This is a genomic window from Kitasatospora sp. NPDC088779, assembly GCF_040685395.1.
Taxonomy (GTDB): Bacteria; Actinomycetota; Actinomycetes; order Streptomycetales; family Streptomycetaceae; genus Kitasatospora.
The window spans coordinates 1-21,614 of the sequence record NZ_JBFBHW010000072.1; the positions used below are offsets into that span (position 1 = coordinate 1).

Genomic DNA, 21,614 nt, shown 5'->3' on the forward strand with positions numbered 1-21,614 from the left:
ACAGCACCGGGCGCTTGGCGCCCACCAGCATCTTCGCGGCCTCGCGGATCTGCTTGGCGTGCGGCTTGGTGACCGGCCGGTAGCCGGGCAGCGAGAGCTCGACCGGCCAGCGGAACGTGGTGGTGGCCTGGAGCGCGTCCTTGGCGATGTCGACGAGGACGGGGCCGGGGCGGCCGGTGGCGGCGATGTGGAACGCCTCGGCGATCACCCGGGGGATCTCGGAGGGGTCGGTCACCAGGTAGTTGTGCTTGGTGATCGGCATCGTGATGCCGCAGATGTCCGCCTCCTGGAAGGCGTCGGTGCCGATCGCCTTGGAGGAGACCTGGCCGGTGATCGCGACCATCGGCACGGAGTCCATGTAGGCGTCGGCGATCGGGGTCACCAGGTTGGTCGCGCCCGGGCCGGAGGTGGCCATGCAGACCCCGACCCGGCCGGTGGCCTGGGCGTAGCCGGTGGCGGCGTGGCCGGCGCCCTGCTCGTGCCGGACCAGGATGTGGCGCACCTTGGCCGAGTCCATCAGCGGGTCGTACGCGGGAAGGATGGCCCCGCCCGGGATGCCGAAGACGGTGTCCGCGCCCACGGCCTCCAGCGAGCGGATGAGCGACTGGGCGCCGGTCATGGTTTCGACGACGTGCTGGGGAGCGGGAGCGTGGGCGGCCGTGGTGTCCCCGCGGCGGGGGGATGCGGCGTGCTCAGTCATCTGCCTGTCTCTTCTCGGAATGTGCCGGCCCGGTGGTTGCGGGCCCCGGTGGTGCGAGGGTGGGGTCCCGGTTGCGGGCCGATCGCCGGCTCTGCCCCAATCGTCCCGCTTCCTCCCCGGGAATCGGGGCGGATCGGGCGGTCGGAGCCAGGGGTCTTGCGGTGGTGGAACAGCGTCAGTGCAACAAAAAACCCCTCGTGCCAAGGGCATGCGAGGGGTGGCGCGTCGGTCTGTCACAAGCGGGGCGTGTGAGCCCGCTCAGCCGACGCGCCCGCCAAGTACGAGAATTCGGGTGCGCATGGCAACGACCCTCCTCCTGTCCGGGGGCGTGTGTCAAGCAGGTGGGATGACCGTCTCGCCATGCGGACCCGGCCCTGGACCGGTCACCGCGCGGCGTTCGGGCAGGTCGGGGGCACCGTGGTGATGCACGACACGCCCCCCGCCGCCCTCCCCGCGGCCACCCGTCCGGGCCTCCGCGGCCAGGTACGCGCGCCGGGCCGAGACCGAGCCGAGCGGCCTGGGCAGCGGGTAGCCCCGGCGCACCAGCGCCCGGCGCAACCGGGTCTCGTCCAGCGGCGGCGCGAAGGCCGAACCCTGGCCCTGCCGGCAGCCCAGCTCCTGGAGCGCGGCGACCTGGCGGGGCAGGTCCACCCCCTCGGCGCCGGTGACCAGACCGAGGTCGTGGCCGAGCCGCAGGGCGTGCCCGGCGAGCGTGCGGCTGAGCGCGGACTCCCCGAGGTCCTGCACCAGTGTGCGGTCCAGCTTGAGGCCGTCCAGGGGCAGCCGGGCCAGCTCGCCGAGCGAGCCGCTGCCGGCGCCGTAGCCGGCCAGCACGGTGGTCACCCCGAGCCGGCGCAACGCGGCCAGCCGGCGGCCGAGTTCGTCGGCGAGCGAGTCCGGGCCCATCCGGGCCACCTCGATCACCAGCTCGCCGGCCGGCAGTCGGCTGTCGCGCAGCGCCGCGGCCACCGTCTCGTACAGACCGGGCGAGCACAGCCGCTCGGTGGAGAGCCGGACCGCGACCGGGACGGGCGCGGGGCCGCTGCGGCTGCGGCCGGACTGGCCGCGCCGGTTGGCCGCGGCCGTCACCGCCTCCTGGACCAGCCAGCGGGAGAACCGGGTGGCCGCGTCGCCGTGGTCGGCCGAGCGCAGGAACTCGGCCGGGGTGAGCAGCAGGCCGCCCGCCGAGCGCCAGCGGGCCTGCGCCTCGACGCCGGTCACCGCGCCGCTGGCGAGGTCCACCACGGGCTGGTGGAGCAGGGTGAAGCCGCCCTCGCGGACGGCGGCCCGCAGCCGCTCCTCCAGTTCGGTGCGGCGCTCCAGATCGGCCCGCATCGCGGGGTTGTAGAGCACCACCCGGCCCTTGCCCTCGGACTTGGCCCGGTACATCGCGAGGTCGGCGTTGCGCATCAGCTCGTCGGTGGCCGCCCTCGGGTCGGCGGCCGGGCCACGTTCGGGGGTGCCGAAGGCGATGCCGATGCTGGCGGCGACACCGAGTTCGGCGCCGCCGATCCAGTACGGCTCGGAGAGCGCGACCCGCAGCCGCTCGGCGAGCTCCTGGACCTGGAGCCGGCCGAGCGGGCCGCAGACCAGCGCGGCGAACTCGTCGCCGCCGAACCGGGCGACGGTGTCCCCGCAGCGGACGGCCCCCTGGAGCCGGCGGGCCGCCTGCACCAGCAGTTCGTCGCCCACCTGGTGGCCGGCCGTGTCGTTGACCGCCTTGAAGCCGTCCAGGTCGAGGAAGAGCACCGCGACCCCGGCGCCGCCCTCGCCCTGCTGGCCGCGGGCGCCGAGGGCGGCCCGCAGCCGCTGGGCGAACAGCGCCCGGTTGGGCAGGTCGGTGAGCGGGTCGTGGAAGGCGTTGTGCTGCAACTGGGCCTGGAGTATCACGCGTTCGGTCACGTCCCGGCTGTTGAGGATGAGGCCGTCGCGGTGCCGGCTGACCGTCGACTCGACGTGCAGCCACTCGCCGCCGCCGGAGCTGATCCGGCACTCCACCCGGGCGGACGGCTCGGCGGTGCCCGGGGAGCGGTGGGCGGTGAGCCGGACCCTCGCCAGGTAGCGGCGGACCTCGGCGAGCACCCGGTCCACGTCCTCCGGGTGGACCAGGTCCAGCAGGTTGCCGCCGACCAGTTCCTCCGGGTCCCGCCCGTAGACGCCGAGCGCGGCCGGGGAGACGTAGGAGAGCACGCCGTTGGCACCGGCGATCATGATGACGTCGCTGGAACCCTGCACCAGGGAGCGGAAGTGCGCCTCCTTGTGGGCGAGTTCCTGGGCGAGCGAGAGGTTGTCGAGCAGCATCACGCCCTGGCGCAGGATGAGCGCCAGGCCGACGGTGCAGGCCGCCGCGGCCACCACCCGGTCCAACTCCCGTCCGCCGAGGGCGTTGTAGAGGATCCCGGCGGTGCACACCGCGGCGGCCGCGTACGGGGTGAGCGCGCTGAAGGTGGTGGCCACCCGGCGGCGCGGCAGGCCTCCGGCCGAGGGGTGCTCGCGCAGCGGGCGGCGCCAGCGCGGCGACCACGGCGCCCAGGCCAGCAGCAGGCTGCCGGAGAACCAGCCGGCGTCCAGCAGTTCGCCCGAGCGGTAGCTGCTGCGCAGCTCCGGGGAGGTGAACAGGGCGTCACACAGGACGGTGACGGCCAGCGCCACCATCGCGGTGTGCACGGCCGCCCGGTTGCCGTCCCGGCCGCCGAAGCGCAGCCCGACGACCAGGCTGACCAGCAGGATGTCCAGGACCGGGTAGGCCAGGTTGAGGGCCAGCCGCAGCGGCGAGCCGGCCTCGCCGGCGGCGATCCGGCCGAGCGCCAGGCTCCAGCTGAGGGTGAACAGCGAGCCGGCGATCAGCCAGCCGTCGAGCAGCAGGCAGAGCCAGCCGGCGGCCGACCGCGGGCGCTGGGCGAGCACCAGCACACCGGTGATGGCGAGCGGGGAGAACAGCAGGAAGGCGTACTCGGCGAGCGAGTCCTGCGGCAGCGGGCTGCGGGCGACCAGTTCGTACCAGCCCCAGGTGCCGTTGCCGCAGGCCACCATGAGCGAGGAGAGGCCGAACAGCAGCCAGGCCGGGCGGGCGCGCCCGCCGGCCGTGCAGCCGTACACCAGGCAGGACAGCGCGGCCGCGAGCGCCGCTGCGGCCAGGCCGAAGTCGCCCATGAAGATGGAGAGTTGGAATGAACCCCAGCCGGTGGCGGCACCCAGAGCGTAGGCCAGGCAGAGCGCGCCAAGGACGAGGCCGGGCAGCGTCCGGCTCTCCCGGAGCCGGCACAGCGGGCCACGCCGGGCGGGGGCGGACGCGCCGGCTGCGGCTGCGCCGGGCGTGGACGCGTCGGGCTCGGACGCGTCGGCGGGTGGCACGCCCGGCCGTCCGGCCCCGGGCAGCACCGTATCGGTGGAGCTCACTCGGCCTCTCCCCCTCCGGCCCGGGGCCTGGCGCCCCGGCCACGGGCCACCGGCCGCGCGCCTCTTGGCCGTACGCGGTGGCCTGGCGCCCCGTCAGGACGGAGGCCCAGGGGGTGGGCGGCCTTCCGGTCACCACACCGCACCGATGTTCCCGATCGGGACCCTACACCAAATCCGTCACTCAATGACACATGCACTCAACTTAGAGTAATGGCGACGGGGTGGGGAAATGCACCCGATTCCGGCGGATCGGCCCGGTTGGCGGCGGCGCGCGGCCGGGGGCTCACGCGGCGCGCACGGGAGCACGCGACGGCGCCCGGCCCCGGGCCACCCGGACCGGAGACGGTCGGGGGCCCGGCGCCGGGCGCACGGGTCATCGGGAGGCCCGGGCCGGACACGGCCCAGGTCCTGTCCGGCCTAAGCCGGATCGTCCGGGAACAGCCGCAACCGGTGCGCCAGCGCCGCCGCCTCACCCCGGCCGGTGACCGCGAGCTTGCCCAGGATGTTGGAAACGTGCACGCTCGCGGTCTTCGGAGAGATGTACAGCTCCTCCGCGATCTGCCGGTTGCTCCAGCCGCGCGCCAGCAACCGGAGCACGTCCCGCTCACGGGGGGTGAGGCCGAAGGACTCCCCGACGGGCGGGGTCGCGGCCGGCCCGGCGGCCGGGCGCGCGGCCGCCACCGGGGTCAGCGTCAGCCCGGCCCGGTCGGCCAGGCCCGCGACCTCCGCCAGCAGCGGACGGTCGCCCCGGACGGTGGCCAGTTCCCGAGCCTCGCGCAGCAGTTCGGCCCCGGCCTCGCGCCGCCCGGCCAGCACCTCGGCCTCGCCGGCCCGCAGCAGGGCGACCGCCAGCGGGTACGGCAGCCCGGTCGGGCGCAGCGCGGCGACCGCGGCGGCCCACTGCTCCGGGGTGTCGGCGGCCTCGGCGCGGGCCAGTTCGCCCTCCAGCAGCCGGGCCCAGCCGTGGTGCACCGGCGCCCGCGGCCGCAGCCGGGCCGCCCGCGCGGCGATCGCGGCCAGCGCCTCGGCCCGGCCCGCCGCGGCCTCCGGCAGGCCCCGGCTGTCCGCCTCCACCGTGGCGGCCTCGACCAGCAGCGGGTACACGTCGGACTCGTGGCCGAGCCGCCCCTCCTCCGCCAGCGCGGCGAGCAGTTCCTCCCGGGCCTCCATCGGCCGGCCGGCGAGCGCGGCGATCCGCACCGCCAGCCGACTGATCGGCACGCTGTGCTGGAGCTGGCCGACCCGGTTGGCCGACCGGGCCTGCGCCAGCATGGTCGCCGCGCCGGCCAGGTCCCCGCGCAGCAGCGCGAGGTCGCCGCGCATCCGGTCCAGGAACTCGGCGTGGGTGCCGGTCAGGCTGGTCAGCTCGCAGGCGTCGAGCACCTCGGCGGCCTCCCGGATCCGCCCCAGGTCGGTCAGCGCCTCGGCCAGGTTGCCGGTCAGGATGGTGCCGATGTTGCGCAGCAGGCCGTTGCCGTCCGCGTAGACCAGGCCCTCGCGGGCCAGCACCACCGCCTCCTCGGCCCGGCCCACCCCGCGCTGCATGCTGGCCAGGTTGTTGACGCCGCGCAGCAGCAGGTCGGGCACGCCCAGCCGGCGGGCCGCCTCGACCGCCCCGGCCAGTTCGGCCAGCCCGCCGTCGGCGTCGCCGTGCACGTCGTAGCGCAGGCCGCCGAGCGTCATCCGGGCGTGCACCTCGACGGAGTGCGCGCCGACCTCCTGGGCGATCCGGATCGCCCGCTCGGCCAGCTCGATGTGCTCGGGGCCGGGCTTCTTGAGCATCGCCACCCCGGCGCCGAGCGCGAACACCTCGGCCTGGACGGCGGACGGCGGCAGGTGGTCGACCAGCCGGTGCGCGTGGAGGATCTCCTCGTCGTCACCGGAGCGGCGCAGATTGCCCAGCATCCGGGCCCGGTTGATCCGGAACCAGGCCGCGCGCACCGGGTGCACGGCCTCGTCGACCAGCCGCAGCCCCCGCCTGGCGAGGCTCAGGCCGCGCTCGCGGTCGCCGCAGCGCCGGGCCGCGACCACTGCCTCGGCCAGCACGTCGACCAGCTGGATCCGGTCGCAGTCCCCGTCGGCGGTGCCGTGGTCGCAGGAGCCGGGCGGATAGGTCTCGGCCCAGTCGTACGGGCGCAGGGTGTGCGCCAGCACCTCCTCGGAGACCATGTCCCACAGCTCCAGGGCCCGTTCCAGCATGCCCAGTTGCTCGGCGAAGGCGTTGCGGCGGCGGGCCGCCCGGGCGGCGTCCAGGGCGGTCGGCAGGGCGCGGGCCGGGTCGTGCGCGTGGTACCAGTAGTTGGCCAGCCGGGCGGGCAGGGCGTCGCAGGAGACCAGCTGCGGCTTCGCCTCCACGGCGAGCGCGAACTTGCGGTTGATCCGGTGCCGTTCACCGGGCAGCAGGTCGTCCGAGACCGCCTCGCGGACCAGCGCGTGCCGGAAGCGGTAGCCCTCGCCCTCGCCGTCCGGGCGCAGGATGTTGGCGCCGACGGCCGCCCGCAGCGCCTCGATCAGCGCCTCCTCGTCGTCGTGCAGGACGGCCGCCAGCAGGGCGTGCTCGACGTGCGAGCCCCCCTCGGCGGCGATCCGCACCACTCGCTGGGCCTCCTCGTCCAGGCTCTCCACCCGGACCAGCAGGATGTCGCGCAGCGAGTCGGTGAGCCCGGCACCGCAGCCGTCCTCGAAGGCGGTGGCCAGCTCCTCGACGAAGAACGGATTCCCCTCGGAGCGGCGGTGGATGCGGTCCACCAGCTTCCGGTCGGGGTCGGCGGTGCCGAGGATGCCGGCCAGCTGGGCGGCGACCTCGCCGCGGCCGAACCGCTCCAGCTCCAGCCGCTGGACGGTGCGCAGCCGTTCGAGCTCGGCCAGGAAGGGGCGCAGCGGGTGGCGGCGGTGCAGGTCGTCGGAACGGTAGGTGGCGACCAGCAGCACCCGGGACCGGTGCAGGGTGCGGACCAGGAAGGCGAGCAGTTCGCGGGTGGAGCGGTCGGACCAGTGCAGGTCCTCGACGGCGAACACGAGGGTACGCTCCGCGCCGAGCCGCTCGAACAGCCTCGCGGTGTGCTCGAACAGCCGGGCCCGGCCGTACTCGTCGTTGGGTTCGCCGTCGGCCTCGCCGAACTCGGGCAGCAGCCGGGCCAGGTGCCCCTCGCTGCCGGCCGCCGCGGCCTCCAGCTCGGCGCCCAGCGAGCGGTGCAGCCGGCGCAGCGCCGCGGCCAGCGGGGCGTACGGCAGGCCCTCGGCGCCGATCTCCAGGCAGCCGCCGAGCGTGGTGACCGCTCCCCCGGCGGCGGCCCGCTGCAGGAACTCCTCCAGCAGCCGGGTCTTGCCGACGCCCGCCTCGCCGCCGATCAGCACGGCCTGCGGGCTGCCGGAGCCCGCCCGGCGCAGCGCGTCGGTCAGTTCGGTGATCTCGCTGCCGCGGCCGACGAAGACGGGACTCACCGATATCTGCTGCATGGAGGCGAGCATGCCATAGCCGGAGGTGGCGGGCCGAGGGGTTATCTCCCCTGGCGAACGCCCGGAGGGGGAGGCGCTCCCCTGCTGCGCCTCCCCCTCCGAAACTCCCTCGGCACCGTCGTGGTGCCGGTCCGTCAGCATTCGCGCTGGCGCGCGGGGCGCCGCTGGAAGCGGGCGGCCACCGGACGCTGCCGCAGGCGGCGTCCCTCCTTGGCCTCCCGGACCAGGCGCTCGTGCTCGGCACGGACGGCCAGCTCGTGGGCGTGCTGCTGGATGAGCTCGTACTCGATCACTTTCGGTTCCCCCTGTGGGTTTCACTGCGTTTCGCTGTCGAGTAAGAGCTTCCTCTCCCAGCGGGGGGTGCCGCATCGGAAGCCCTACCGATCTTCCGGGCCCCGGATGCCTTAGATCGGGGCCCCGGGAACGACAAAGGCCCGGTCTTACCTCGTTTTAGAGGTGAGACCGGACCTTAGGCCTTACTTAGAGTGCCTTAGACGCCTTAGGCGCCTTAGGACCTCAGGCAAAGACGCCCAGATTCTCTGGGTTGTGCTTACTGCCCCTCGACGGCGAGCCGCTCCAGGATCAGGTCCTTGACGCGGGCCGCGTCGGCCTGGCCGCGGGTGGCCTTCATGACCGCACCGACCAGCGCGCCGACCGCGGCGACCTTGCCGTCACGGATCTTGGCGGCGATCGCCTCGTTCTCGGCGATGGCCTGGTCGACGGCCGCACCGAGCGCGGAGTCGTCCGAGACGACGGCCAGGCCGCGCTTCTCGACGACCTCGTCCGGCTCGCCCTCGCCGGCCAGCACGGCCTCGATGACCTGGCGGGCCAGCTTGTCGTTCAGCTTGCCCTCGGCGACCAGCGCGGTGACCCGGGCGACCTGCGCCGGGGTGATCGGCTGCTCGCTCAGCTCGGTGCCGGTCTCGTTGGCCCGGCGGGCCAGCTCGCCCATCCACCACTTGCGGGCCTGGTCGGCCGGGGCGCCGGCGGCGATGGTCTCCTGGATCGGCTCGACGGCGCCGGCGTTCAGCACCGACTGCATGTCCTTGTCGGACAGGCCCCATTCGGCCTGCAGCCGGGCCCGGCGCACCCGCGGCAGCTCGGGCAGGCCTGCGCGCAGCTCCTCGACCCAGGCGCGGGCGGGGGCGATCGGCACCAGGTCCGGCTCGGGGAAGTAGCGGTAGTCCTCGGCGTTGTCCTTGATCCGGCCCGAGGTGGTGCTGCCGTCCTCCTCGTGGAAGTGCCGGGTCTCCTGGATGATCGTGCCGCCGTCGGTCAGCACCGTGGCGTGCCGCTGGATCTCGAACCGGGCGGCCCGCTCCACGCTGCGCAGCGAGTTGACGTTCTTGGTCTCCGAACGGGTGCCGAAGGTCTCGGTGCCGTTGGGGCGCAGCGACAGGTTGACGTCGCAGCGCATCTGGCCCTTGTCCATCCGCGCCTCGGAGACGCCCAGCGCCTTGATCAGCTCGCGCAGCTCGGCGACGTACGCCTTGGCGACCTCGGGGGCGCGCTCGCCGGCCCCGACGATCGGCTTGGTGACGATCTCGATCAGCGGGATGCCGGCCCGGTTGTAGTCGAGCAGCGAGTGGGTGGCCCCGTGGATGCGGCCGGTGGCGCCACCGACGTGGCTGGACTTGCCGGTGTCCTCCTCCATGTGGGCGCGCTCGATCTCCACGCGGAAGGTCGAGCCGTCCTCCAGCTGCACGTCGAGGTAGCCGTTGAAGGCGATCGGCTCGTCGTACTGCGAGGTCTGGAAGTTCTTGGGCATGTCCGGGTAGAAGTAGTTCTTCCGCGCGAACCGGCACCACTCGGCGATCTCGCAGTTCAGCGCCAGGCCGATCTTGACGGCCGACTCCACGCCGATCTCGTTGACCACCGGCAGCGAGCCGGGCAGGCCCAGGCAGGTCGGGCAGGTCTGGCTGTTCGGCTCGGCACCCAGCTCGGTCGAGCAACCGCAGAACATCTTGGTCTTGGTGCCCAGCTCGACGTGGACCTCAAGGCCCATCACCGGGTCGTACGACGCGAGAGCGTCCTCGTAGGAGACCAGGTTCATGACGCTCACAGCGTCCCCTTCACTAAAAGACTTGGGAGGTACGGGCCCGGCCGCCGCTCGCGCGGGGCCGGGCCGGGGCGCTCAGCTCAGCCCAGCAGGACGTCGTCGGAGCCGAGCTGGCGCAGCTCGCGCACCAGCAGGGCGGTCCCGGTGATCAGCGCGGCGGCGCCGACCAGGGCGTTGACCAGCTTGAGGGTGTCGCTCTCCTCGCGGGCCTTCCGGACGTCCTTGACGACCGAGACCGCGCCGAAGGCGCTGGTGCCGATGGACAGCCACAGGCCCGGCTTGCTGTGCTTGAAGCCCTTCAGGGACGACGGTGCCTTGAGGGACGACGGGGCCTTGGCCTTCTCGATCCTGCTCACAGTGCCGGTGCCTCCTCCAGCAGGGTGTGCCCCCACTTGTCGTTGAGTGCGGCCTCGACGGCGCCGCCCACCCGGTACAGGCGGTCGTCCGCCATCGCGGGTGCGATGATCTGCAGGCCGACCGGGAGATTGTCCTCCGGGGCCAGACCGCAGGGCAGCGACATGGCCGCGTTGCCCGCGAGGTTCGACGGAATCGTGCAGAGGTCGGCCAGGTACATCGCCATCGGGTCGTCGGCGCGCTCGCCGATCGGGAAGGCGGTGGTCGGCGTGGTCGGCGAGACCAGCACGTCCACGCCCGCGAAGGCGGCGTCGAAGTCGCGCGAGATGAGCGTGCGGACCTTCTGGGCCGAGCCGTAGTAGGCGTCGTAGTAGCCCGAGGAGAGGGCGTAGGTGCCGAGGATGATGCGGCGCTTGACCTCGGGGCCGAAGCCGGCCTCGCGGGTCAGGGCGGTGACGTCCTCGGCCGAGCGGGAGCCGTCGTCGCCGACCCGCAGGCCGTAGCGCATCGCGTCGAAGCGGGCCAGGTTGGACGAGGCCTCGCTGGGCGCGATCAGGTAGTACGCGGGCAGCGCCAGGGTGAAGGACGGGCAGGAGACCTCGACGACCTCGGCGCCCAGCTCGCGCAGCAGCTCCACCGACTCGTTGAAGCGCTCCATCACGCCGGCCTGGTAGCCCTCGCCGGCGAACTCCTTGACCACGCCGATCCGCATGCCGCGCACGTCGCGCAGCTTGGCGGCCTCGACCACGGCCGGGACGGGCGCGTCGATCGAGGTGGAGTCCAGCGGGTCGTGCCCGGCGATGGCCTCGTGCAGCAGCGCCGCGTCCAGCACGGTGCGGGCGCACGGGCCGCCCTGGTCCAGCGAGGACGAGAAGGCGACCAGGCCGTAGCGGGAGACCGAGCCGTAGGTCGGCTTGACGCCGACGGTGCCGGTGACGGCGCCGGGCTGGCGGATCGAGCCGCCGGTGTCGGTGCCGATCGCCAGCGGGGCCTCGAAGGCGGCCAGCGCGGCGGCCGAACCGCCGCCGGAGCCGCCGGGGATGCGGGAGAGGTCCCACGGGTTGCCGGTCGTGCCGTAGGCGGAGTTCTCGGTGGAGGAGCCCATCGCGAACTCGTCCATGTTGGTCTTGCCGAGGATGACCACGCCGGCGTCCTTGAGACGGGTGGTCAGCGTGGCGTCGTACGGCGGGATCCAGCCTTCGAGGATCTTGGAGCCGCAGGTGGTCGGCACGCCCTTGGTGGTGAAGACGTCCTTCAGCGCGAGCGGGACGCCGGCCAGCGGGCCCAGCTCCTCGCCCTTGGCGCGCTTCTCGTCGACGGCCCTGGCGGCGTTCAGCGCGCCCTCGGTGTCGACGTGCAGGAAGGCGTTGACCTTCTTGTCGACGGCGCCGATGCGGTCCAGGTGCGCCTGCGCCACCTCGACGGCGGACACCTCGCCCCTGGCGATGGCGGAGGCCGTCTCAGCGGCGGTGTACTTGATCAACTCGGTCATCTCGGTCAGTCCTCCCCGAGGATCTGCGGCACACGGAAACGCTGCTCCTCGGCGGCGGGGGCGCCGGACAGCGCCTGCTCCGGGGTGAGCGACGGCCGCACCTCGTCCGCGCGCATCACGTTGGTCAGCGGGAGCGGGTGGGAGGTCGGCGGGACGTCCTGTCCGGCGACCTCGGAAACGCGGGCGACCGCGCCGATGATCACGTCGAGCTGCTCGGCGAAGTGGTCCAGCTCTTCGGGCTTCAGCTCAAGACGCGACAGCCGGGCGAGGTGGGCGACCTCCTCGCGCGTGATGCCAGGCATGCAGCGATCCTCAGGGTGAGTTCTGGTGAGGCCCGGCGCCGCGCGCAGGCGGTGCCGGGCCCGGGCAGGAGCAACCGGTCCGGTGCTCCGTCCTCGTGGTCTTTGGACCCCATCCTATGGGGCCCGGCCCGGCCACCGGCCAACGAGTGAGCGAGCGCGCCCGTCACTGCGGCCTGGTGCGGGCCCAACTCTGCGCGCCCGGCGCCTTGATCTCGATCTGCGCGGCCGACACGGGCTGGGGCGCGGGCACGGCCTGGACCGTCTGAACGGCCTGCACGGCCTGCACGGCCTGCGGGAGGGTCGGGGGCAGCACGGGGGGCAGCACCGACGGGAGGGTCGGGGGCAGCACCGGCGCGATGGCCTGCTGGACCACCGGCTGGACGGCCTGCGGCAGCACCGGCTGGACCGGCAGGCCCTGGCCCCCCTGCACCGCGTGGAGGGCCGACGGCAGCCGGCCCGGCGGGGGGACCAGCCGCTCCACCGGCGGGGCGCCGGTGCGGTGCACCCGCAGCCAGGCGGTGGCCTGCTCGGCCGGCAGCGCCGCCGACACCAGCCAGCCCTGGACGGCGTCCACCCCCATGCAGTGCAGCCGCTCCCAGGTCTCGTCGTCCTCGACGCCCTCGGCGACCACGGTCAGGCCCAGCGAGTGGGCGAGCTCCACCGAGCAGCGCACCACCGCCGCGTCGTGGTCGTCGGCGACCATCCGGGAGACGAAGGAACGGTCGATCTTCAGCTCGCCGACCGGCAGGCTGCGCAGCCGCACCAGCGAGGAGTGGCCGGTGCCGAAGTCGTCCAGGGACATCCCGACGCCGTAGCCGCGCAGTTCGGCGAGGGTGTCGGCGGCCCGGCGGGAGTCGTCCAGCAGCAGCCGTTCGGTGATCTCCAGCTGGAGCGCGTGGGCCGGCACCTGGTGGCGGACGAGGTGGCCGGCGACGCGCTGGGCGAAGCCGGGGTTGAGCACGTCGCGCGGGGAGACGTTGACCGCGACCTGCACCTGGAGGCCCTGTTCCCGCCAGTAGGCGAGCTGCCCGACGGCGGCCTCCAGCACGTAGTCGGTGAGCCGGGGCATCAGGCCGCTGGACTCGGCGAGCCCGACGAACTCGTCCGGCGAGACCCGGCCCTGGCCGGGGCGCTCCCAGCGCAGCAGCGCCTCCAGGCCGACCACCCGGCCGTCGAAGGCCACCTTGGGCTGGTAGTGCAGCTGCACCTCGCCGGTCTCCAGCGCCCGCCGCAGGTCGCCGAGCAGCCCTATCCGGTACGGCGTGTCGGCGTCCTGGGTCTCGTCGTACTGCGCGACGCCGCTGCAACCGCGCTGGGCGTGGCCCATCGCCACGTCGGCGCGGCGCAGCAGCGCCTCGGCGTCCTGGGCGTGCTGCGGGTAGACGCAGACGCCGGCGCTGGCCTCCAGCACGAGCAGCAGCCCGTCCAGCCGGATCGGCGCGGCGAGTTCGGCGATCAGCGCCTTGGCGACCCGCTCCAGGCTGTCCGGGCAGTTGATGCCGGGCAGCAGCACGGCGAACTCGTCGCCGCCCATCCGGGCCACCATCGGGCGGCCGCGCCGGTAGTTCCGGGGCAGGCCCGCGAAGACGTCGTCGATGGACTCCCGGGTGGCGCTGCCGGCCGGGCCTCCGGAACGCAGCGCGCGGTGCAGCCGGCGGGCGATGTGCACCAGCAGCCGGTCGCCGGCGGTGTGACCGAGGGTGTCGTTGAGCGATCGGAAGCGATCGAGATCGAGCAGGATGAGACCGACGCTGTAACCTTCCGCGCGCTCCGCGATCGCCTCCTGGGCGGCCATCAACAGGGCCTGACGGTTGGGCAGATCCGTCAGCGGGTCGGTCAGCTGGTCACGGGCGCGGTCGCGGGCGATCCGCCAGGCGGCGACCAGCACCGCCAGCGGCACCGCGAACAGCGGCAGCAGTTCGGGCTCGTACCGGTAGACCAGGACGGCCAGCGGGATGAGCGGCGCGGCGCCGGCCAGCAGCACGCCGAGCAGCAGGACCGCACCTGCCACCCCCTGCGGCGGGCGTGTGGGCGCACCGCCGGTCGTACGATCCATAAGCCCTGTCCTCCGTCGGGCCCGCCCCGTCAGGCCGCCTTACGGTGAGGCACCGTGCCGGTACCGACAGCTGCCGGGCATGGAGCGACCCCGCGGAGCACCGGCTCAGCCGGTGCCCCCACCCCTGCTGACACTCTGTTGCGCTCCAGGGTATGCCGGGGTCCACCCGGTGGGCAGACTTTCGGACAACCGGAAACGCGCCACCGCGCCCGGGTGTCGCACAGTGACATAATGCCCGCTTCCACGGCGCGACACCCGGTGACGTTGCATCAGGACGATAACAAGACGGGCTCGGTCACGCTCCGCTCGGGTCGGCCTCCGGAGCGGCCTCGGCGGGGGCCTCCCCGACCTCGGGCAGGCCGAGGTGGGCACGGGCCGCGGCCGGTCCGTCGGCGAGCAGCACGGCGAAGCCGGCGTCGTCCAGGACCGGCAGTCCGAGCTGAACGGCCTTGTCGTACTTGGACCCGGGGTTGTCACCGGCCACAACAAAATCTGTCTTCTTCGATACCGAACCGGTCACCTTCGCGCCGCGCGAGGTCAGCGCCTCCTTGGCCCCGTCCCGGGTGTGCCCGGCCAGGGTGCCGGTGACCACGACGGTCAGGCCCTCCAGCGGGCGCTCCGCCTCCTCCTCGTCGGCGGGCTCCTCGGTGAAGCGGACGCCGGCCGCGCGCCACTTCTCCAGGATCCCCCGGTGCCACTCCTCCTGGTACCACTCGACGACGGAGCGGGCGATGATCGGTCCGACCCCCTCGACGGCGGCCAGCTCCTCCTCGGTGGCCGAGAAGATCCGGTCGAGGTCCCGGAACTCCCGTGCCAGCTCCTGCGCCGCGACCGGCCCGACGTGCCGGATCGAGAGGCCGTTGAGGAAGCGCCACAGCGGACGTTCCTTCACCCTCTCCAGATTCTCCAGCAGCACGCCCGCCGTCTTCTTGGGCTCGCCCTTCTGGTTCGCGAAGAAGGTGGCCTTCTTCTCCTTGCCGGTGCGGTCGTCCAGCTTGGGCATGCCCGTCTTCTGGTCGCGGACCAGCACCTCGATCGGCAGCAACTGCTCCATCGTCAGGCCGAAGATGTCGCCCTCGTCCCGCACCGGCGCCTCTGCCGGCTCCAGCGGCTGGGTCAGCGCGGTCGCCGCGACATAGCCCAGGCCCTCGATGTCCAGCGAGGAACGGCCGCCCAGGAAGGCGATCCGCTCGCGGATCTGCGCCGGGCAGAACTGCGCGTTGGGGCAGCGCAGATCGATGTCCCCCTCGGACATCGGGCGCAGCTCGGCCCCGCACTCGTGGCAGTGCGAGGGCATCACGAACTCCTGCTCGGTGCCGTCCCGCAGGCTCTCCACCGGGCCGAGGATCTCCGGGATGACGTCACCGGCCTTGCGCAGCACGATGGTGTCGCCGAGCAGCACGCCCTTGGCCTTGACGACCTGCTGGTTGTGCAGCGTCGCGTACTGCACCATCGAGCCGGCCACCTTCACCGGCTCGGCCAGCACCGCGTACGGGGTGGCCCGGCCGGTGCGGCCGATGCCGACCTTGATCGCGGCCAGCTTGCCGGTGACCTCCTCCGGCGGGTACTTCCAGGCGATCGCCCAGCGCGGGGACTTGGAGGTGGAACCGAGCCGCCCCTGCAGGGCGATCTCGTCCACCTTGACCACGACGCCGTCGATCTCGTGCTCGACCGAGTGCCGCTGCTCGCCGAAGTGCTCGATGAACGCCCGCACCTCGTCGAGCGTCCCGACCACCTTGTTGTGCCGGGCCGTCGGCAGGCCCCACGCGCGCAGCAGGTCGTAGGCGTGCGACTGGCAGTCGATGTCGAAGCCGACCCGGGCGCCGATGCCGTGCACCACCATGTGCAGCGGACGGGACGCGGTGACCAGCGGGTCCTTCTGGCGCAGCGAACCGGCGGCGGCGTTGCGGGGGTTGGCGAACAGGTGGACCAGCGCCTGCGGACGCCTGCCCTCCTTGGCGCGCTCCTCGTTCTCCGCCCGGCGGCGCTCGTTCTCCGCCGCCAGCGAGGCGTTCAGCTCCTCGAAGGCCTCCGTCGGCAGGTAGACCTCGCCGCGGATCTCGACCAGCTCGGGCAGGTCGTCGCCGGTGAGCTGCTGCGGGATCTCCTTGATGGTGCGGACGTTGGCGGTGATGTCCTCGCCGACCCGGCCGGTGCCCCGGGTCGCGGCGAGGACCAACTGGCCGCGCTCGTAGGTGAGGTTGACGGCCAGGCCGTCCACCTTGAGCTCGCACAGGTAGTGGTAGTCGATGCCGTCCAGCTCGCGGGCGACCCGGTCCGCCCAGGCCGCCAGCTCCTCGTCGTCCATGGCGTTGTCGAGGCTGAGCAGCCGCTCGCGGTGCTCGACCTTGGTGAAGCCCTCCGCGACGTCGCCGCCGACCTCCTGCGTCGGCGAGTCCGGCGTCACCAGGGCCGGGTGCGCGGCCTCGACCGCCTCCAGCTCGCGCATCAGGACGTCGAACTCGGCGTCGCTGACGACCGGGGCGTCCTGCACGTAGTACCGGGCGCGGTGCTCGGTGATCTCCACGACCAGCTCGGCATGCCGCCTGCGCACCTCCGCAGGGACGTCCTCCCAGCCCTCGACAGCCACCACCGCAAGCCCTCCTACGTTCTCATTCCGGGTTGTCCACCAGGCTCTGCGCCGCCCGCGCCGCAAGCGACAGCGCCTTGCGCGCGTACGCCGGGGACGCCCCGGCCAGCCCGCAGGTCGGCGTCACCAGCACGCGGCGGCCCAGCAGCTCCGGGGCGAACCCGAGCCTGCGCCACAAGGTCCTGACACCCTGGACACTACCGGCCGGGTCGGACACCGCCTGGTCAGTGGAGGGCACGACACCAGCGAGGATCGCCGTGCCCGCCTCGACCGCCTCGCCCAGGTCGTCGTCGTCCCGCTCGGTCAGCAGCGAGAAGTCCAGCGAGACCCCGGCCACACCGGCCCGGCGCAGCAGCGGGATCGGCACGTCCGGCGCGCAGCAGTGCACGACGACGGGCACGTCCAGGCCCCGGATGACCTCGCGCAGCACCTCCTCGGCGACCTGCCGGTCCACCGAGCGCAGCCGCTGGAAGCCGCTGGCGGTCTTCACCGAACCGGCCAGCACGGCGGGCAGCGAGGGCTCGTCGAGCTGGAGGACCAGTTGGGCGCCCGGGACCCGACTGCGGACGTCGGCGAGGTGGCGGCGCAGGCCCTCGGTGAGCGAACCGGCGATGTCCCGGCAGGCGCCGGGGTCGGAGAGCGCCTTCTCGCCGTACTTGAGCTCGATCGAGGCGGCCAGCGTCCACGGCCCGACGGCCTGCAGCTTGAGCGCGCCCTGGTAGCCCTGGGTGAACTCCTCCAGCGCGTCCAGGTCCTCGCGCAGCCAGGAGTGGGCGCGCCGGGTGTCCCGGCCGGGGCGGTCGGCGAAGCGCCAGCCGCTCGGCTCGGTCTGCGCGAACAGCTCGACCAGCAGGCCGGCGCCACGGCCGATCATGTCGGCACCCGGCCCGCGGGCGGGCAGTTCGGGCAGGAACGGCAGCTGCTCCAACGCCCCGGTGGAGGTCTTGGCGGCCTCCCGGGCGTCGGTGCCGGGCAGCGAACCGACGCCGGTGGCGGCGCCGCGCAGGTCGGGGAAGGGCTGTGGGGTGCTCACCCGCCCGAGCCTAGTGCGCGGCGCCCCGCGCGTTTCAGCGCCCCGGGCGGACGGTGATGTCGGTGAGCTCCGCGTCACGGGAGGCGTCGAGGGCGGCGAGGATCGCCTTGGCCACCGACTCGGGGGCGATCCAGCGGTCCTCGTCGTAGGCCTTGCCCTCCTGCTGGTGCACCTTGGCCTGCATCGCGGTGGCGGTGCGGCCCGGGTAGACCGAGGTGACCCGGACGCCGTTCGGGTGCTCCTCCTGGCGCAGCGCGTCGGCCAGCGCCTTGAGGCCGTGCTTGCTCGCCGCGTAGGCCGACCACTCGGCATGGGCGGAGAGCCCGGCACCGGAGTTGACGAACACCACGTGCCCCTTGACCAGGCGCAGCGAGGGCAGCAGGAGCCGGGTCAGCTCGGCGGGGGCGACCAGGTTGACGTTCAGCGTCTCCTGCCAGGCCTTGACCGACAGGTCGCCGACCGTGCCCAGCTCGACCATGCCCGCGACGTGCAGCACGGAGTCCAGCTCGACGGGCAGCGCCTGGTGGCCGAAGGCCCAGGAGAGCTTGGCCGGGTCGCCGAGGTCCCCGACCAGGGTCTTCGCCCCGGGGAAGCGCTCGCGCAGCTCGGCGGCGCGGCGGGCGTCGCGGGCCAGCAGCCAGAGGTCGTCCCCGCGCTCGGCGAGGCGTTCGGCGAGGACGGCGCCGATGCCGGAGCCGGCGCCGGTGATCAGATGAGTGGCCATGGTGGTGATCCTCTCAGGCCTTGAGCTGCGCGAAGACCTCGGCCGGGGTGTCGGCGAACCGGATCAGCTCGGCGAGCGGGCGGGGCAGGAAGCCCTCGGCGTCCATCCGCTCCATCTGCGTGCGCAGGCCCGCGTAGAAGCCCTCGGTGTCCAGGACGATCACCGGCTTGTCGAACATGCCGTGCTTCTTGAGCTCCAGCACCTCGGTCACCTCGTCGAGGGTGCCCAGCCCGCCCACGAGCACGACGATCGCGTCCGCCCGGGCCGCCAGCTCCGCCTTCCGCTCGGCCAGGTCACGGGTCATGACGAGCTCGTCGGCGCCGACGTACCCCTTGTGCTTGAGCATCTCGACCAGCACCCCGACCAGCTTCCCGCCGGCCGCCTTCACCTCGTCGGCCAGCAGCCCCATCAGCCCGGCGTTGGACCCGCCCCACACCAGGGTGTGGCCACCTTCGCCGAGGAGCCGCGCGAACTCGGCGGCGGGGGCGGTGTAGCGGTCGTCGAGCGAGTACGCGGAGCAGAAGACTGTGATGTTCATAGTGCCATCTGGTCTATCACGCCCCGGCGCACTCACTCACCGGCTTTAGGCCTCGGCCAGCCTCCTCCGAGCATCATGCCGTCCTCTCCGGAGGGTGTGCCGGCGGCCGCGGCGAGTTGCCGATTCGGCCTTCGGGCTGCTGAGAGCTGGTAGCAGTCCACCTCCCGGGCCCGGGCAGTCACGTTGTCCCGTGCGAGGAAGCCGCGCAGCCGACACTCCGAGTATGCCAGGAGCGTTCGATCCGGCCGGGTCGACAGGGTGATCGTCCCCCTTGGCCGGCACTGCTGCTCACGCGCAGGAGGGCAGGAGCCCCCGGCCCGGGTGGGCGTGTCGGTCCGAGAGGACACCCAGGACGGCGACCAGACCGGCTGCGAGACGGTCCGCGGGGTCGGCGCCGGGCGTGTTCTCGGGCCGGTGGGACGCCAGGCGGGCGGCCAGCCAACCCGGGGACGCCCAGCCCGCCCGGACGGCCATGGTGGTGAACCGGCGCAGCAGGTCGTCCTCCGGGACGGCGCGGGCGGGCTCCTGGAGGTCGGGCGGCAGGTGCTCGGTCATCCGCTCCCAGCCCGTGGGGTCGGGCGGCGGCGGCAGCGGTGCCGGTGCGGGCTGTTCGCTCGCGCGCGGAGTGGCACCCGTCACTACAACAGCAACCATCTTCTTGTCCTGGTAAGGGACTTCCTGGTTGCGTCCGCACGTGCGGAGCGACGAGCCCGCACGTGCGGATTTGTCCGGCTCCGCACGTGCGGACTTCCGTTCGCCGCAGCGCGGCCTCGGCAGCGCCGCAGGTGCGGACTTCACCGACTCCGCACGTGCGGACTTACCGGCGGCGCAGCGGAGTTGCTCCTGCTTGACGCGCCGGGCGTCGGCGCGCAGGACGGCGAGGGCGGCGTCCCAGTCGGGGACGCCGCCCAGGGGCACGGTGACGGCGTAGCCGCGAACCCGGGTGCCGGAGGGGCCGTGGACGAGGGCCATGACCCCGGCCGCCTCGGCGGCCCGGTAGAAGCCGGGGACGGAGTCCTTGGAGACCCGGCAGGCCCGGGAGAACCAGAGGTTGGACGGCGGGCAGTGGAGGTTGGTCCCGTCCGCGTCGGCCTTCTGCGCGGCGTGCATGAGGAAGAGGACGAAGGACGGCCCGAGGGACTTCCAGGGCCCACCGGTCGGGACGCTCTGCATCCACTGCCCGATGCGGACCCGGAACTCGTTGGCGGGCGGGGTGCCGGTGGGGCGGGAGAGGGCGAGGGCTTCGGTGGTGACGGCGACGGGCACGTTCGGCCTTTCGTGGCCGATATGCGAGCCGGAGCGCGTCCGGGCTGGCATACTGGCCGAGGTGTTATGCGCGTGCGCCGGAACCGCCAAGTTTACGGGCGTACGCGGGAATGGCCACCGCCCAACTGGGCGGTGGCCATTGCAGTTTACGCCGACAGATCAGCGGATTTGACGGACAGTCATGAATTCACTGCGGCGAGTGCTCGCGCATGAGTTCGGGATGCACGCTACGCGAGGTAGGCCTGCTGCCACTCCAGCGAGGTCATCGACAGTGCCGCCTCGGCGAGTTGGCGGGCGGACTCGGTCTTGAGGCTGCCGAGACTGCTGTCGATCCACAGGAGTGCTCCGCGATGGTCTCGGGATCCTTCACCCCGGCGATCCACCAGCCCGACCGCTTCGCCCGCTTGAGCATCCCCGCCTCGAAGAGGTACCCGCCGCGCCCTTTGCCTGCCGTTCTCAACCATGGCCGTCCTTCTCCTGTCCCGGATCCATCACCACGTCTCCACCCCGTCCCGCAGATACCGTGAGCCGCCATCCGCGATCGCTCTCACAGCCGCGTTCAGCCGGTTCCGCTGGCGGGTTCGCAGCCGGTCGGCGGCCTCCGGCGCGGACAGGAAGACGGCCTCGGACAGTTCGTCGTCGTGCGGCCGCACCCGCGCGGCCAGGTCGGACGAGAGGGTGCCCGCGTCGAAGATGAACGCGATCTGGTCGTCCCACGGGCCGTGCGGGGCAACCCAGTCCACGACCAGCAGGCGGTGGACCGTGATCTCCAGGCCCAGTTCCTCGCGCAGTTCCCGCACTGCGGCCTCGTCCGGCGACTCATTGGCCTCAGCCATCCCTCCGGGCAGGTCCCAACCCTCCTTGTAGGTCGGGTTGACGGTCAGGATGCGACCAGCCTGGTCGCGCAGGATCACGTCCGCAGAGACGCGCTTGCGAGCCTGCCGGGCATTGCCCTCGGCGAGGTAGGCGTGCCAGGCATCGGTGTCGGTGGGTGCGGGTCTCACGTTGAACCTCCCCGAGGCGACGGGATGATGTCGGCGAGCAGGAGCAGCCGGGCTCTGCGCGCCTCATCGAATCGTGCCAGGTATTCACGCACCGGGCCGTACTCGCGGTACCGCCCGAAGAGTTCACCGAGGCCATCCATCTGATGGACGACTCGGCATCAGCCGCCCTGATCCATCCACGGGAGCGAATCCTGATGTCTCCACTCACCGCTTTGCCGACCAAGTTGATCGGCTGCACTGGGGAAACGCTGCTGACTGCCGTCGCTACACCGGATACCGCTCGCTTCACCACACCGACGACCATCCGCCTGCCGTACCAGGCCGAGTCGGTGGGCGCCGCGCGTCGGTTCGTCGTGGCGAAGCTGCGGGAGTGGGGGTCGGACGATCTGGTGGACGATGCCTCCCTGATCGCCAGCGAGTTGGCCACCAACGCCGTCAGGACCGGCTGTCAGACGCGCATGATTGTCGCCGTGCGCCGCCCGAGCGACCGAATCATCCGCATCCTCGTCGGTGACGGCTCTTGCTCGATGCCCGTGATGATCCAGGCCGGGCCCGACGCCACGTCGGGTCGAGGCTTGGCGATGGTCCACCGGCTCACCGAGGGCCGTTGGGGCGCCAGCCCCCGCCCGTTCGGGTAG

At 73.1% G+C, this 21,614-nt stretch carries 17 protein-coding genes; 1 reads left to right on the forward strand and 16 read right to left on the reverse strand.

The window, feature by feature from the left end:
- The 16 genes from AB0P03_RS37805 to AB0P03_RS37880 all read right to left on the reverse strand — a co-directional run.
- A partial coding sequence (locus AB0P03_RS37805; protein ID WP_363633227.1) for a thiamine pyrophosphate-binding protein occupies nucleotides 1-700 on the reverse strand: 700 nt, incomplete at its 3' end.
- A 333-nt stretch (nucleotides 701-1,033) separates the two neighbouring features.
- Nucleotides 1,034-3,967, reverse strand: a complete 2,934-nt coding sequence (locus AB0P03_RS37810) for an EAL domain-containing protein (RefSeq protein WP_363633249.1) — start codon at nucleotides 3,965-3,967, stop codon at nucleotides 1,034-1,036.
- 549 nt (nucleotides 3,968-4,516) lie between these two features.
- Nucleotides 4,517-7,558 (reverse strand): AAA family ATPase, encoded by a 3,042-nt coding sequence (locus tag AB0P03_RS37815; RefSeq protein WP_363633229.1) that lies wholly within the window; start codon nucleotides 7,556-7,558, stop codon nucleotides 4,517-4,519.
- Between the two features lie 134 nt (nucleotides 7,559-7,692).
- A complete protein-coding gene (locus AB0P03_RS37820) occupies nucleotides 7,693-7,851 on the reverse strand; it encodes a hypothetical protein (protein ID WP_159398431.1) in 159 nt (52 codons plus the stop codon).
- Nucleotides 7,852-8,108: 257 nt separating this feature from the next.
- Nucleotides 8,109-9,620 (reverse strand): Asp-tRNA(Asn)/Glu-tRNA(Gln) amidotransferase subunit GatB, encoded by a 1,512-nt coding sequence (gene gatB, locus AB0P03_RS37825; RefSeq protein ID WP_363582140.1) that lies wholly within the window; start codon nucleotides 9,618-9,620, stop codon nucleotides 8,109-8,111.
- A gap of 77 nt (nucleotides 9,621-9,697) precedes the next feature.
- Nucleotides 9,698-9,973, reverse strand: coding sequence for a hypothetical protein (locus tag AB0P03_RS37830; RefSeq protein ID WP_363582138.1), 276 nt, complete (start codon nucleotides 9,971-9,973; stop codon nucleotides 9,698-9,700).
- Nucleotides 9,970-11,463 (reverse strand): Asp-tRNA(Asn)/Glu-tRNA(Gln) amidotransferase subunit GatA, encoded by a 1,494-nt coding sequence (gatA, locus tag AB0P03_RS37835; RefSeq protein WP_363633231.1) that lies wholly within the window; start codon nucleotides 11,461-11,463, stop codon nucleotides 9,970-9,972. Before gatA ends, AB0P03_RS37830 begins: the two co-directional genes overlap by 4 nt.
- Nucleotides 11,464-11,468: 5 nt before the next feature.
- Nucleotides 11,469-11,765 carry an Asp-tRNA(Asn)/Glu-tRNA(Gln) amidotransferase subunit GatC gene (gene gatC, locus AB0P03_RS37840; protein WP_030057414.1) on the reverse strand — a complete coding sequence of 99 codons (297 nt, stop codon included), beginning with the start codon at nucleotides 11,763-11,765 and terminating at the stop codon, nucleotides 11,469-11,471.
- A gap of 163 nt (nucleotides 11,766-11,928) precedes the next feature.
- Nucleotides 11,929-13,821: a bifunctional diguanylate cyclase/phosphodiesterase gene (locus AB0P03_RS37845; RefSeq protein ID WP_363582134.1), complete on the reverse strand. Its 1,893-nt coding sequence runs from the start codon at nucleotides 13,819-13,821 to the stop codon at nucleotides 11,929-11,931.
- Nucleotides 13,822-14,116: 295 nt separating this feature from the next.
- Nucleotides 14,117-16,411 carry an NAD-dependent DNA ligase LigA gene (gene ligA / locus AB0P03_RS37850; RefSeq protein ID WP_363633251.1) on the reverse strand — a complete coding sequence of 765 codons (2,295 nt, stop codon included), beginning with the start codon at nucleotides 16,409-16,411 and terminating at the stop codon, nucleotides 14,117-14,119.
- A 22-nt stretch (nucleotides 16,412-16,433) separates the two neighbouring features.
- Complete coding sequence (locus AB0P03_RS37855; protein WP_363582132.1) at nucleotides 16,434-17,444, reverse strand: methionine synthase; 1,011 nt, start codon at nucleotides 17,442-17,444, stop codon at nucleotides 16,434-16,436.
- Nucleotides 17,445-17,478: 34 nt separating this feature from the next.
- Nucleotides 17,479-18,168, reverse strand: a complete 690-nt coding sequence (locus AB0P03_RS37860; RefSeq protein ID WP_363582130.1) for an SDR family oxidoreductase — start codon at nucleotides 18,166-18,168, stop codon at nucleotides 17,479-17,481.
- A gap of 13 nt (nucleotides 18,169-18,181) precedes the next feature.
- Nucleotides 18,182-18,706, reverse strand: a complete 525-nt coding sequence (locus AB0P03_RS37865) for a TIGR00730 family Rossman fold protein (protein ID WP_363633233.1) — start codon at nucleotides 18,704-18,706, stop codon at nucleotides 18,182-18,184.
- A gap of 288 nt (nucleotides 18,707-18,994) precedes the next feature.
- Nucleotides 18,995-19,972, reverse strand: coding sequence for a hypothetical protein (locus tag AB0P03_RS37870; RefSeq protein ID WP_363633235.1), 978 nt, complete (start codon nucleotides 19,970-19,972; stop codon nucleotides 18,995-18,997).
- A 227-nt stretch (nucleotides 19,973-20,199) separates the two neighbouring features.
- Complete coding sequence (locus AB0P03_RS37875) at nucleotides 20,200-20,355, reverse strand: hypothetical protein (RefSeq protein ID WP_363582124.1); 156 nt, start codon at nucleotides 20,353-20,355, stop codon at nucleotides 20,200-20,202.
- A gap of 108 nt (nucleotides 20,356-20,463) precedes the next feature.
- Nucleotides 20,464-20,976 (reverse strand): NUDIX hydrolase, encoded by a 513-nt coding sequence (locus tag AB0P03_RS37880; protein WP_363633237.1) that lies wholly within the window; start codon nucleotides 20,974-20,976, stop codon nucleotides 20,464-20,466.
- A gap of 143 nt (nucleotides 20,977-21,119) precedes the next feature.
- Here AB0P03_RS37880 and AB0P03_RS37885 point away from each other — a divergent pair, with 143 nt between their 5' ends.
- Nucleotides 21,120-21,614 carry an ATP-binding protein gene (locus tag AB0P03_RS37885; protein ID WP_363633238.1) on the forward strand — a complete coding sequence of 165 codons (495 nt, stop codon included), beginning with the start codon at nucleotides 21,120-21,122 and terminating at the stop codon, nucleotides 21,612-21,614.

What these genes read in the sequence shown, in the direction of transcription:
- AB0P03_RS37815 (WP_363633229.1), bottom strand. Translation starts at nt 7,558, where the DNA reads ATGCAGCAGATATCGGTGAGTCCCGTCTTCGTCGGCCGCGGCAGCGAG.
- gatA (WP_363633231.1), bottom strand. Translation starts at nt 11,463, where the DNA reads ATGACCGAGTTGATCAAGTACACCGCCGCTGAGACGGCCTCCGCCATC.
- gatC (WP_030057414.1), bottom strand. Translation starts at nt 11,765, where the DNA reads ATGCCTGGCATCACGCGCGAGGAGGTCGCCCACCTCGCCCGGCTGTCG.
- AB0P03_RS37845 (WP_363582134.1), bottom strand. Translation starts at nt 13,821, where the DNA reads ATGGATCGTACGACCGGCGGTGCGCCCACACGCCCGCCGCAGGGGGTG.
- AB0P03_RS37860 (WP_363582130.1), bottom strand. Translation starts at nt 18,168, where the DNA reads ATGGCCACTCATCTGATCACCGGCGCCGGCTCCGGCATCGGCGCCGTC.
- AB0P03_RS37865 (WP_363633233.1), bottom strand. Translation starts at nt 18,706, where the DNA reads ATGAACATCACAGTCTTCTGCTCCGCGTACTCGCTCGACGACCGCTAC.
- AB0P03_RS37885 (WP_363633238.1), top strand. Translation starts at nt 21,120, where the DNA reads ATGGACGACTCGGCATCAGCCGCCCTGATCCATCCACGGGAGCGAATC.